Genomic DNA, 13,503 nt, shown 5'->3' with positions numbered 1-13,503 from the left:
CTTTACTATATTTGCTGTTTCTCTTCTATTTCTGAATGTATCGAACTGCAGGCACAAACTATCCCTTCCTGAAAATGAGGCCAAGTTTCAAGAAAAACAGGAGTATTCTTATAAAGCGGTTCAATTTCCAAAATCAATTCATGGCATTTTCCTTGACCGAATCGCTTGAGTCCTATTTCCCAATGATGACCTTTTCCGGTGTAGAAATCATCGGCAAGAAGTTCTTCATCCTTATAAAGCCGAGCTACATCTCCTTCCCATGAAATTGTAAGAAACAAGTCTTCCCCAGACCATTGTGGAATTTCTATTTTCCAATACCGAAAGGATTGATTGTTCTTGGTAAATTTTGATTCATCAATGGGATGATATTCAATATGAGGGCTGGGTTTTCTAGTATATCGGAATATGGTTTCTCCATCTTCTAGCAATAAAGATTCATCAATAATAAAGGTATCCTTAAATTTCCATAAGTTCAGGGCTTCTTTTCTTGTCAATGTCACTACAGTTACCGTAGTAGGCCAGAATCCATTTTTAAATTGAAATAAATCATCGAGCATACCCCTTAGCAAGAGCTCTTCCGCATAAGTAAAGCTAGTATAAAATATCCAAGTTGGTTTGTGTCTCGTTTTATCATCTACGCTGTTGCCTGAAATGATGCAGAGCGGTGTTACGAGGGCTGTTTCTAAAAACGCATCCCCTACCTGTATGCCAAAGGGGAGGAAAAAATAATCGCCGTTTTTAATATCAAGAGGAGGGAAGCGAATATCTTTATCATCATCTGTATGAACAGGTGCTGTAAAAACAACCTGTGTATGCTCTGACTGTATTTGACGCCGTTGATAATTATTTACAAAGAGATAGCCCGAACCGTTCTGAATCCTCCATGAATAACGAATCGCGTTAGAATCTTCAGGATAGAGCGGGTTCTCTTCTGGAATTATTGCAGGCATTTTGCAGAGATCTTCACCAAAATCATGAACAAAATATGAAAACAGTTTTATTTCTCGATATGTGTCAGATATTTGACCATATTCACGAATTGGAGCACGAAAATCATAGGAGAGCTCTGGGACATCATTTATTGATCCCGTAGCCCGAGATTCATGGAGGCTGCTTAACTTACCTTTTGGATTAGTTCCCCCGTGATACATATAATAACCCAATAGGTTTACACCGCTCCCCAATTTTGATAGCGTCATAGCACCGATATCTTGGGCTGTGGCAACAGGCCTCCGATGTCGCGTAACTTGAAGCCCTCCCCCCAATTCAGCGGTAAGATATGGAAATCGAGCTGTGTCAAAAGTAAGCCCCGTACCGGGCCGTACATCACTTCCAATATTGTGATCATTTCGTTCATGGGTAAAAATATAATTTCCGCTTGGTTCAATCTCGGTAAGCCTTTGATCCCATGGGGCTTCACAATATCCGCCCATAACAGGAAGCAGACCGCCGGTAACAGCTCCTCCCCATCCGGTAGCTGTCCAATAGGGCGCATCGAAACCTATTTGCCTCGCAAGATCAGTAAGCCGATTCATATGGGCTTCTCCTTCGGAACCATTAAGTCCTCCGCAATGCCCATATTCATTTTCTATTTGAATTCCTAAAATCGGCCCACCATCTCGAAAAAACAAACCTTCAACTTGTTTGTAAATAGCTCGGTAGTATTTTTCTACCTCCGAACAATATCCTTCGTTATTGGTCCGCAGCGAGAACGGTTTTGCAAGTAGCCAATCCGGGAACCCGCCATTGCGGACTTCGCCATGACACCAAGGACCAATCCGTAAAAAGAAATAGAGGCCGCATTCCTGAACCGTTTGTATAAATTTTCTCAGATTTCTTGAGCCAGAAAAATCGTACACACCCTCGATCTCTTCATGATGAATCCAAATGACATAAGAAGAAACAATATCTATACCGCCAGCCTTTATTTTTAGGAGTGCTTCTTTCCAGAAAGATTCTGGGTATCGAGAATAATGAAATTCACCCATCATAGGAAACCAGGGGCTATCATTTTTTACCAAATATTCGGGAACAAAACCAAAGTTATCCATACTTTTTCCGCCGCCTATTCCTGAAGAGGACTGAGAATAAAATCATCCAGCGACCCCCAGCCATTTGCATCGCATGATATATAGGCCCCAATAATCACAGTACCATCAGTTACATTTATTTTTGGGATGACAGGGGTCTTAAAATTTCTCCAACCATCTACTGTTGTTTCTGTTCTTAGTTCTGAACCATTTGATATAGCATACAAATACATATTTGGGTTCTTTGCATCCCCGCCATGGATTGTCATGCTTAATTTATAGAGTCCAGGAGCAAGACCGCGTACTGTTTGCTCAACCCTGAAAGCAACTTTGTTTTTAGACCAAAAATGTAGTGCCTTTGCCCCCGTTTTTGCGTCTGAAACCTTTTCCTGTACAAATAGTTCAGTCGTTATTCCATCGATATTTTCGATACGCCACATGGAAAGATTTTTATCTTCGAAGCTGGGGTTTTCCACATAGTTCTTTTCTACGATCGAAAGTCTAAGCAAGGCTCGTACCGGTGAAATGTTAGAAAATTCATCAATAACATTTCCATATACTAAATAATCTGATACTGGCCCATGAGAAATGCCATTAAGCTCACGTATTTTACCATAATTTGGTCCAGTATTTATCTGTATTGCAGTACTATCCCATAGAACTTCCATGTTCTGTATGCTGCCATCATTCATTATAACTTTAATAGTTTCGGGTAGTGTAACCGCATCCCCCAAACGGACACGAAGTTCTAATTCTTCAGCACTGTCTGGACGAACCGCTGTCTTTGAACCATACCGTATAAGTTTCCACACCGAAAGAGATGCTAATGGCTTGCCGGTAAAATCAAACTGTGCTTGATTATCCCAGGAGGATCCTCCATAATAGACCCCCGCATCTTTAGCATCATATTCTACAGAATAGCTTGCAGCCCATCCTGAACCATACTTTTCCCAGAGCATCTGACGCTCTTCTTTATTTTTACCTGGAACAGGGATCCATGCCCCTTCCCAGTAATAAACACCGATTCCTGCATTTCCGACCGATGCTACTGCAGCAATTGTATCCCGAATCGCATTTGCCTGCCCCTGCACCGTAATTGGATATGGTTTTTCTACAACCGAATCTCGTGAGATAGTATTAGGAAATCCATCTCCATCCTCATAGGTATATGCATAGGATGTTTCCACGCACATAACCTTTTTACCAGAAATTTTAGCGGTATTTTTAAGGACTTCAGCAAATTGCTGTACACTTCCATGCCAGTATGGATAATAGGAAGAAGCGAATATATCATAATCGACATTTTGTTTTTCCAAAATTTTCACATATCGCTCATATTCCCCTGCTTTTTCAGGGTTGGTAAAATGAATAGCGATTTGTATAGCCCTTTTTCTTTCTTTGCTGATTTCACGGACAGCCCTGCTGCCAGCTTGCATGAGCGTACCAATACGTATCCAATTATTTTCTCCGCAAAACACTCCTGTGGTTTCATTCCCGATTTGCACAATTTTAACATTTACACCTGCATCCAGAGCCATCTTTAAAGTTTTTTTAGTATATTCATAAAGGGCTTTTTCTTTTTTCTCTATACTCAAAGTTTTCCAAGCTTTCGGAGCTTGTTGTTTGGATGGATCAGCCCAAAAATCCGAATAATGATAATCAAATAAGACGGACATACCCCATTGGGTGGCCCGCTTACCAATTTCTATGGCGGTCTTTATATCATTATTGCCTCCGCCATACCCTTTCCCGTCAGCAGTAAATGGATCATTCCATATCCGTACGCGAATAGAATTAATACCAGCCTCCGAAAGGGTCTTAAAAATATCCTGTACTTCCCCTTGTTCATTTCTAAAAAGAACACCACTTTTTTCCAATGCGATGATGCTTGAAATATCCATTCCCATAATGAAATCATCTGGAAGATTTTGCACAGGCTTAACAAAGATTTGATAATCTTTAGTAGTATCAACAGGAATAATCTGTTGAGACATACTTCTCCCCACAGCCTCATTATTAGGTAAATTCGCGCATGAAAAAAGCAGCAGTATGGTTGATGCAATGGCAATCATATACAGGGGAAAATAATGTGTTTTCATATTTCTTTACTCCTTTACAGCTGCACCGCTAAAGCTAGTTACCATTAGCTTTTGCGAAACAAGGAAAAATAAGATGAATGGAATTGCAACAATAAGAGATCCCGCCGCAAATGTTGTAAATTCATTTTTCTTGTCCGTAACAAATCCAAATAAACCCAGTGCAAGAGTTTGTTTTTCTGCGGACCTTAAAACCATTCTCGGAAATATATAGTCCATCCAGGGAGCAGTAAAACTTGTAATAGCAAGAAATGAAATGATGGGTTTTGCAATTGGAAGCATAATAGTTGTAAAAATCGTAAAATGTCCTGCCCCATCTATCCGTGCAGCCTCATCAAGATTTCGAGACACCGTATCCATGTAATTCTTTACAAGCCATGTATTATACGGAAGGTTCCCTGCAACATATACAAGTACTAGCCCCCAAAGCGTATCGAGTCCGTTAATGCGGAGTAGTATGACATATATGGCAACCATACCGACAAAAGATGGAAAGATCTGTAGAATCAAATATGACATGAGTAGCGGTTTTTTTAAGCTAAAATTGAATCTTGAATATACATAGGCAGCAAGGGTTGTGATAAAAACTGTTATAAGCGACGTGCTTGCAGCAATATATAAAGTATTAAGAAACCATGTTCCATATAAAGTCTCTGAAAAAAGCCTCTGGAAATGCTTTACTGTAAAACCGTCTCTAAAAGGTATTATATTAACCGATGCAATTCCGGTTCCCGGGGAAAATGCAGCGCTTACAACATATACAAGGGGATATAGTACAAAAAAGGCGATGACTAAAAAAACAAGCATGGAAATTATTTTGTTAAGATATTCGACCATAGCATAATTTTTTTTCATAGATCCCCCTCCTTATACGCCTTAGTTTGACGAAAGTTAAAAATGGCGAAGGGCGCTAATACAATAAATATCATGACAGCTATAACAGACGCATAGTTATATTTCAGTAAGGTAATCGTAAGTTTGTATATCCAGGTGACCAAGATATCTGTACCACCCGCGCTTGTAATAGTACTATCTGCTACCGTGGGGCTGCCTCCAGTAAGAAAGAAAATTGCTCCAAAATTGTTAATGTTATAAGTAAAAGACATTATGATAAGAGGCATGGTTTGATAAAGAACAAGGGGCAGGGTAATATGTCTAACTACTTGGAACCGGCTTGCACCGTCGATTCGAGCCGCTTCAAAAATATCTTGAGAAACCGCCGTCATAGCTCCACTCGCAAGTAACATAAAATAACCAAAACCAGCCCACAGGTTTATTAAAATGACTACAAGCTTTGCAAGTTCCGGGTGCCCAAGCCAGGGAATTGGTTCAGTAATTACATTGATAGCCATCAGGGTTCTGTTTATTGTACCAAAGGTTCCATTGAGGAGATTTCTCCAGACCAGCATACTCACAACTGATGGAACCGCATAGGGTAAAATAAAAATGAGACGAAATAGAGGAGCCAGCTTAACTTTACTTTCTCGTAATAAAATAGCGACGAAGAGTCCCCCAAAATAACAGGTAAGTGTAGCAGCAAAGGCCCACAAAACAGTCCATAGAGCTACACGGGCAAAACCCGCTGACCATGAAGCTTCGCCTCCCAGCAAAGTTTTAAAATTGTCTAAACCAACCCAGTCTACTGTATTATTTGGCGGTATATGATCTGGTGCAGAATAATTGGTGAATGCAACACTGGCAGAGAAAACCAGCGGTACCACAACAAGGACTAGAATAAGTAAAAAACTGGGAGTAAGCCCTATAATGGGGAAAGCTTTGCTTTGCGTCATTCTCAATGATTCAGCAAAGGTCTGGTAACGTTTCCGGCGACAATATTCGGAATATCCAGCTAAAGCGCTTTTAATAGAAATTACATAAAGTATGATAAAAAGAACAATAATACTTAAAGTTAAAATTCCATCAATCAGCATAAAAATAGAATTGCCTCGCAGCTTGATAGGTAAATCCAGTTCAGGAGATCCAAGCGTAACAAGGTTTATTATTTTTGTGATGATAGAAGGCAAAAAAAGCAGGAACACAGCTTCGATAGTAGAAAAAATTAATCCCTTTACATAATCTTTTAAATATATGATGTGGGCTAATCCCATCCATACCAAAGCGGTTCGTAATATTTTATTTTGTTCTTTTCCATCCACTGCTAATTTGGCTGTCATTGATCCTCCCAGCGCTTATTCAATTCCCTGTGGAGCTCTGTAATGATGAAGAATCAAAAAACACAAGCCAATTTCAAACGTTTCTTTCGATCAAAATTGGCTTGTACATACTATTTTATTTTTTTCCAAGGATTGCCGCGTTACAGGCATCTAATTCTTTTTTTACATCTGCACCATCCCAAATATTTTTACTTGCATTTCCCATGGCTTCCCAATAAGCGCTCATTTGTGGAATAGAAGGCATTGGGAAAGCATAATCCAATTGTTTTAGGAATCCGGCCATATAGGGACTATCTTCTTTTGTATTGATCGCTGGAAGCGCTCCAGTAATTTTGAATCGTAATTGCTGCATTTCAGGGGAGACTAGAAATTCCGCAAACAGATTTGCTTCCTCAGGATGATCAGAATAAGCAGAAACAAACATTGCTCTGGTTCCCGAGAATGATGCAGCCGGGGTTTTATCTCCTGGCAATGAGGGAAGTGGAGCTACACCAAAATCGATATTTGCGTTTTTAAAAGGAACCACATTCCAGAGACCAGTAATGTACATAGCTGCTTTACCCGAGGAGAATGCAGTATCGGCCACTGAAGTTGTCAGATCTGCAGCGGGCACATTTAGAATTGTTCTCAAACTCTGGAAAAACTTCATTCCCTTAATAGATTTATCTGAATTAATATTGGTTTTGGTTATATCTGTTCCGCTAGGACCAAACAGGCGGTTACCATCACTAGTTGTAAAAATTATTGTGTAATATGCGTTTCCAACATCCATAATGAACGCATATTTGCCAGGATTAGCGCTATTAAATTTCTTTGCAAAGGATACAAGTTCTTCCCATGTTTTTGGAACTTCGTTATCCTTTATTAAAGCACGGTTGTAAAATAGCGCATAAGTTTCTGCAGAAACAGGATAGCCATACATTTTTCCATTATATGTAAGTGCTGTAGCACATGAACTTAAAACCTGTTTTTTAATCGGCTCCGGATTTTTGGTAGGTAAAATATGACCTCCTGAAACAAGTTCTCCCAGCTTGTCATGGGGTGCAGCAAATACATCCGGTCCCACACCAGCAGGACCGTCCAGGGCAATCTGGCCAGCTGCATCTCCGAGCTCTACATTCACATATTTAATTTTTATTTTTGGATACCTCTGAGTAAAAGCAACTCCTGCCTGTTTAATAAACTCATCGGGACCATTAGTAGATTCCCATACCGTGAGTGTAACATCCTGTGATGAGCCTTTTACACCCTGCTTTTCGGTCTCTCCCGCACCAAAAACAAATGCGGGAACCAGCAACAAGACTACATAGAGCCATTGTTTCTTCATATTCAACCTCCTTAGTTTGTAGATCTGTTAGTTAGCTACAGATCCATTTATCATTTCCAGCGATTCAATCGCCGTGGAAATTTAATGATGACTCTCTTACAACAAATTCCGCAGGAAGCCTGTTTACAAATTCAAATGGACGACCCTCTATCATATTAATGATGGTACTCCCCGCCATTCGCCCCAATTCAGCGATGTGTACATGAACCGCAGAAACAGGCGGAATATTATGTTCCATAGCAGCACTGTCATGAAAAGAGACTAATCTGATGTCTTGAGGTATTCGAATATGGTGCCGTGTAAGATAATTAATTGTTTTGCTCGCGATAACATCATCCATACAAATAAGACATGCAGGTTTTTTTAACATTATGGTATGTAAAGTTTCATCAATGGCTGTCTGGCTGGATATATCCCAAACAACAATTGGATAATCGAATCTGTCTTTTTTTATTTTTGTAAGATCGTGGTATGAGATCTCTATACCTATCTTTATTCCCTGTTTCTGAAGAGCTGATTGATAGCCAAAAAACCTATTTTGATTAACCCGATGATGGGGATTACCAGCCAATAATACATGATTTACAAAACGCTGACGTAAAATATGCTCCGTCGCATCTCTGCAACCAGTGATATGATCGCTATCAATTTGAACAACCGTATCAACTCCCGGATTACCAATAACGAGAAATGGCACTTCAGTCTCTTTTAGAAACGAGATCGCTTTGTCATCAATAAGTGGCCGGGTCAGAATAATACCATCTACTTTTCTGTTTCTTACCAGTCTTTTTACCGAAGAAATATTGTGTTCAGTAGTGATAGACAGAATGACATCATAGTCCCATTGGGTAATAGTTTGTGAAATAGCATGCAGACAACCTTGGAAAAATGGAATTTCCTGAACCTCTGCATCCGAAGGAATAACTACAGCGATATTAAAAGTCCTTGAAACAGCAAGGCTTTTAGCGATGAGGTTTGGCTTAAATCCATGGAGATCTATAAAGGATAATACCTTTTCTCTTGTCTCCTGCCCGATCCGCCCTTTGCCCGAAATTGCCCGAGAAACTGTAGATTTTGATACTCCGAGGGCTTTTGCAATTTCATCGATACTCGATATTTTTTGTATCTGTTCTTTCGGCGCATCTTTGCGCAACCGGTTGCTCATAACAAAATAGTATCACGGCACAGAAGATCTGTCAAATTTTAAATTGGCTAAGTATTCAAATCTTCGTTCAGGGCCCTGCTCGCTTCGTGCAGTTCCTCAGCTTGTTTTTTGCTGTCTACACTCAGACGAGCAACCTGATTCACTGATTCAAGGATAGCTTGGTCCTTTTCTTTGATAACTTCCGCATCATCAAGCAATTCAGACAAGGAAGTCCGTGTTTGACTTTGCAGTGCTTCCAGATTTTTCTGTGCTGAAGCAATTTCCTTCCCCCCTGATGTTAATTGGGAAGACATATCGCTGAGTGTCTGCAGGGCTTCGAGGATCTGACGGCCGCCCTCAGCAAGTTCTTCGGTAGCGGTAGAAATTTCGTTAAAAGCGTCAATCACACTGTCAATTTCTCTGCGTATTTCCTGGAAGGCAGCCCGGGTGGTATCACTTTCGTCAGCCGCGGTTTTTATAATCTGAATCACTTCTTTGAGCTGCCGGCCTATTTCTTTTGCATTTTTGCCAGTCGTATCAGCCAGATTTCGTATTTCATCGGCCACGACAGCAAAACCCCTGCCTGCATCCCCTGCATGGGCGGCTTCGATAGCTGCATTCATGGAAAGCAGGTTGGTGGATCCAGCAATAGCATTGATAACCGCCACCATCTGCTGAATAGACCCGATGCTTCCTTCGATTTTTGAGATATAGCCTAATAGAGCATCAAGGCGCTGCATACCGCTGTCGGTGGTCCCGGTAAGTTTTTCAAGGGCAGACCTGCGCCGGGCTGCCGATTCTGCTACATTTCGGATTGATGCAACCATTTCGTTTATAGAAGCGGAAGACTCAATCTGGGCTGCGGACTCGCTCTCTATGCTCTGATTCAAATCGTTGATTCGAGCCGCAATCAGTTCTGTTGCAGCAGAAGAATCGGAGCTGTTCTGTTCAAGCTTGTGGACCTGGTTTTCTATCTTTAGGATAGCCAAACCGGCATCGGAAACGAGCTGACGTATTTCGTCCATCCGGGATGACAGGTTTCCCAGGGCATCCATATTTTTAAATGCCCCTTCAATTACTCGCCTAAGCTGGTCCATCTTGGTGGCAAGCCTGTTCCGTTCCCGTTCAAGTTCTGCATAAAACTGGGCAGAAATAGTAGCTGCGGTAATTAAAAAGAAACTTACCAGGCCATACAGCACAAGGCTCGTTACCAACTCAATCAGAATGGCCCTGAAAGAAATTCCTGCAGGCAGAAGGCGTCCAAAAGAAAACGCAAAAAGGGCAGCAAGGCCTGTTCCTACAACGATATATGCAGTGAGACGGGTAAAGCTAAATAGAATGACTAAGGCAAGAATTAATGAATAATATGAGATATTGCGATATATTAACGTCGTATTCGGTGTCTTGCCTACCACAAAAGACATAAGAAGCAGCAATATTCCTCCTGCAAGGATAGTTACCCTGCTGGCAAGCATATAATTTCCCCTGAGGAGTATAAAAAAAGCAACAACCATGGCAAAAAACACCGCTGCTTCAAAAGCGGCATTCACCACATCGGCGGTAAGAAAATCCGAGATAAATGCGACGGGAAGTACAATTAAAATGACTAAAAGCACACGGCGTAAGAGGACAGCCTTTCTTGCTTGTTCTTGGGATGAAATAGTACCTTTCATAGAAACAGATTCCATAATACAAATATGTAATAATTATTTCTAAATTACAAGTGGAGCTATACAACCTCTTGCATACTTACACAAAGCCCAATGAAAAATCTCCGACTATTTTAAACCGTTTTCCGTCACGAACAACCTGGAGGGATCGTTCTGGGAAATAACGGGGAAGGAGCTGTTTTACAATCCCCGCCGCTTCTTCCATAAGGGCTTCGAACTGAGCCGGGTCAAGCCGATCAAGCGTAGCAACCCGGAGACTGATGATATAACCGCGCCCCATTTCGGAGCCGATGCCGGGGGTAAAATCGGCAGCAACCTCAAAAAGGCCGTCCATTTCGGGGTCCGCCGTCTCTCCCCGGCGAGGCCGGTTTGGGTGTACCGCATAGAGGTTTCCCCAGCGGTCCTCCAGTTGGTGATCCACTTCATTAAACAGGGCCTTGAGTTGGTTCTCAAAGGCCCTGAGCTTTGCATGCTGATACACCGGCAGACACCTTATTTATCTGGCAGCACCAGGGCTAGGACTTCTTCGTATCGTTCTACCGGATGGAATTCAATTCCCTTTTTCACATGATCTGGAATTTCATCTAAATCCCGGAGGTTCTTTTTGGGGATGATAATGTGTTTAGCCTTGTTTCGCTGGGCTGCGATAGTCTTTTCTTTAAGCCCCCCAATTGGCAAAACCTGGCCGGTGAGACTCAGCTCCCCGGTCATAACGATACGGTCCACAATAGTCCGGTTGGTCACCAGAGAAATAAGGGCTGTGGCCATGGTAATACCTGCCGAGGGGCCATCCTTAGGAGTAGCGCCTTCGGGAATATGCAGGTGGATGTGATTTTTCTCGAACCATTCCTGACCGATGCCATATTTTTCCGCAACAAGCTTTCGCGTATAGGTATAGGCGATGGTCGCGCTTTCTTTCATCACATCCCCCATTTTACCCGTCAGGGTGAGGCCTTCCTTTCCGGGAGTTGCAACCGCTTCGATAATGAGGGTGTCACCGCCCATGCTGGTCCAGGCAAGGCCCACAGCCATACCAGGCCTGTCGGCCCGTTTTACCTCTTCTTCTGCAAAGATGGGCTTCCCGAGGTATTTTTCTACCGCTGCCTTATCGATGACAAATTTTTCGTTTTCCTGTAGTTTTATAATAGGCCTCTTTTTTTTCGGCGGTTCCGCAGGGGGATTTTTCATGGCAGCTCCGATTTTATCAAAAATCTCTCCGGGACCTTCTGATAAATTTGATTCATCGATAATCTGTGCTGCCTTTTTAATGTAATTCATTACTTCTTCTCGTTTTTGTGCACCGTAATGCTGGGCGAGCCGTTCAGCATATTCAGGTAGGGTTTCCAAAATATGCTTAGCCAGTTTCCGGTGAATCTTATCCAGGTTTTTTTCAAAGTTGCGGACCCCCGCCTCACGAGCGTACCCGTTGGCAATAAAGAGCAGCGCATCCCGGGTGTAGCGGACTTGGTTTGGCTGTAGGCCATTCTTTTCGAGGCTCTTGGGAATTAAGTACTGTTTGGCGATTTCAAGTTTTTCGATATCGATATAACCGGGAATTTGGATTACCTCCATACGGTCAAGGAGGGGGCCCGGGATAGTATCCAGCGTATTTGCAGTGACAATAAAGAATACATGGGATACGTCAAAGGGCAGGTCCAGATAGTGATCCCGGAAGGCGTAGTTTTGCTCAGGGTCCAATACTTCAAGGAGAGCGCTCGAAGGGTCTCCCTGGTAGCTTGAGCCCATTTTATCTATCTCATCAATCATGAAAACCGGATCCTTAGTCTTCACGAGCTTGAGCCCTTGGATAATTTTACCCGGCATGGCCCCCACATAGGTCCGCCGGTGGCCCTTAATTTCGGCCTCATCCCGCATACCGCCAACGGAGAAGCGGAAAAATTGCTTGCCCAAAGCCCGGGCTATGGACCGGCCAACACTGGTTTTACCCACTCCGGGGGGGCCCACAAGGCAGAGGATAGAACCTTTGGTATCATTGCGGAGCTTGCGGACCGCAAGGAATTCCATGATACGGTCCTTGACATCCTTGAGTCCGTAGTGGTCTTCTTCCAGAACCTTGCGGGCATAGTCCATATCGAGTTCCGTATTGCTTTCCTTATTCCACGGCAGGTTTACAATGGTATCCAGATAGTTCCGGGTCACGATAAACTCGCTGGAGTTGGGATCCATAAGGCTAAATTTTTCAAGCTCCTGCTCTACCGCTTCCCGGACCTCATCATCGAGGTGAATTTCATTCAGCTTGTCCCGGAATTTCTGGTACTCGCTGCTTTTTGCGTCGGTCGTCATGCCGAGCTCGTTTTTAATAGCCTTAAGTTCTTCTCTGAGGAAATATTCCCGCTGGCTCTTTTCGATTTTTTCGTTTATTTCCTTTTGGATCTTCTTCTGGATCTTAAGGAGTTCCTGTTCTTTTTTGATGAATACCAGCACCTGTTCCATGCGTTTACGGACATTAAGTATTTCCAGAATCCGCTGTTGTTCCGTCTTGTCGATATTAAGAATGCTGGCGATAAAGTCGGCGATTTTCCCAGGATGATCAATATTGATCATATTTAGCCGCATTTCTTCGGAAAAGAGGGGATTATTTTCTGATACCTGTTTCATTTCGCTGATCAGGGCCCGGGTCAAGGCCTTAACCTCGCTGGTATCATCCTCTTCGTCCTCAAGATATTCTACCGCCGCCACAATCGGGTTCGACGCATTGAGTGTTTTCTTTATACGGAACCGCTTAAGGGTGGAGATAAAAATATTCACCCCTCCATCAGGAATGTTTATCTTTTTTACAATCTTTGCGACCGTTCCAACCTTGTACAGGTCATCGATAGTGGGGTTTTCGCTCTCATTTTGCAGCATCACAAGGCCGATAAGGCCGTCCCCTGCCAGCGCTTCATCCACCACCTTAACGTCAGCGGGGTTGCCGATCATAATGGGGGTAAAAATACCAGGGAAAATAGGTCTCCCCATGAGAGCTACCAGGTACAACTTATTCGGAAGTATCTGATCAATAGGAATAATACCCTGTTCTGACATATAAAACCTCTTATATG

The 13,503-nt window shown here is 42.5% G+C and carries 9 protein-coding genes; all 9 read right to left on the bottom strand.

Features of this window, described 5'->3' with window-relative positions:
* Positions 1–5: 5 nt before the first annotated feature.
* The 9 genes from Q7P68_RS00390 to lon all read right to left on the bottom strand — a co-directional run bounded on the left by Q7P68_RS00390 (position 6) and on the right by lon (position 13,486).
* On the bottom strand, positions 6–2,051 hold the full coding sequence (locus tag Q7P68_RS00390; RefSeq protein ID WP_304221395.1) for a beta-galactosidase: 2,046 nt from the start codon (positions 2,049–2,051) through the stop codon (positions 6–8).
* Between the two features lie 14 nt (positions 2,052–2,065).
* Positions 2,066–4,129 carry a glycosyl hydrolase 53 family protein gene (locus Q7P68_RS00385; RefSeq protein ID WP_304221392.1) on the bottom strand — a complete coding sequence of 688 codons (2,064 nt, stop codon included), beginning with the start codon at positions 4,127–4,129 and terminating at the stop codon, positions 2,066–2,068.
* 6 nt (positions 4,130–4,135) lie between these two features.
* Positions 4,136–4,981 carry a sugar ABC transporter permease gene (locus Q7P68_RS00380; protein WP_304221390.1) on the bottom strand — a complete coding sequence of 282 codons (846 nt, stop codon included), beginning with the start codon at positions 4,979–4,981 and terminating at the stop codon, positions 4,136–4,138.
* On the bottom strand, positions 4,978–6,300 hold the full coding sequence (locus Q7P68_RS00375) for a carbohydrate ABC transporter permease (RefSeq protein WP_304221388.1): 1,323 nt from the start codon (positions 6,298–6,300) through the stop codon (positions 4,978–4,980). Before Q7P68_RS00375 ends, Q7P68_RS00380 begins: the two co-directional genes overlap by 4 nt.
* Positions 6,301–6,415: 115 nt before the next feature.
* Positions 6,416–7,627, bottom strand: a complete 1,212-nt coding sequence (locus Q7P68_RS00370; protein WP_304221386.1) for a sugar ABC transporter substrate-binding protein — start codon at positions 7,625–7,627, stop codon at positions 6,416–6,418.
* 64 nt (positions 7,628–7,691) lie between these two features.
* Positions 7,692–8,792, bottom strand: coding sequence for a LacI family DNA-binding transcriptional regulator (locus tag Q7P68_RS00365; RefSeq protein ID WP_304221384.1), 1,101 nt, complete (start codon positions 8,790–8,792; stop codon positions 7,692–7,694).
* A 47-nt stretch (positions 8,793–8,839) separates the two neighbouring features.
* A complete protein-coding gene (locus tag Q7P68_RS00360; RefSeq protein WP_304221383.1) occupies positions 8,840–10,459 on the bottom strand; it encodes a methyl-accepting chemotaxis protein in 1,620 nt (539 codons plus the stop codon).
* Between the two features lie 61 nt (positions 10,460–10,520).
* On the bottom strand, positions 10,521–10,922 hold the full coding sequence (locus tag Q7P68_RS00355; RefSeq protein ID WP_304221380.1) for a hypothetical protein: 402 nt from the start codon (positions 10,920–10,922) through the stop codon (positions 10,521–10,523).
* A gap of 11 nt (positions 10,923–10,933) precedes the next feature.
* A complete protein-coding gene (lon, locus tag Q7P68_RS00350) occupies positions 10,934–13,486 on the bottom strand; it encodes an endopeptidase La (RefSeq protein ID WP_304221377.1) in 2,553 nt (850 codons plus the stop codon).
* Positions 13,487–13,503 lie beyond the last annotated feature (17 nt).

The sequence above is a fragment of the Gracilinema caldarium genome (genome assembly GCF_029265695.1).
In the GTDB taxonomy this organism is placed as follows: Bacteria; Spirochaetota; Spirochaetia; order Treponematales; family Breznakiellaceae; genus Gracilinema; species Gracilinema caldarium_A.
The sequence above is the reverse complement of the archived record's forward strand: the minus strand, read 5'-3'. Positions and strand labels throughout refer to the sequence as shown.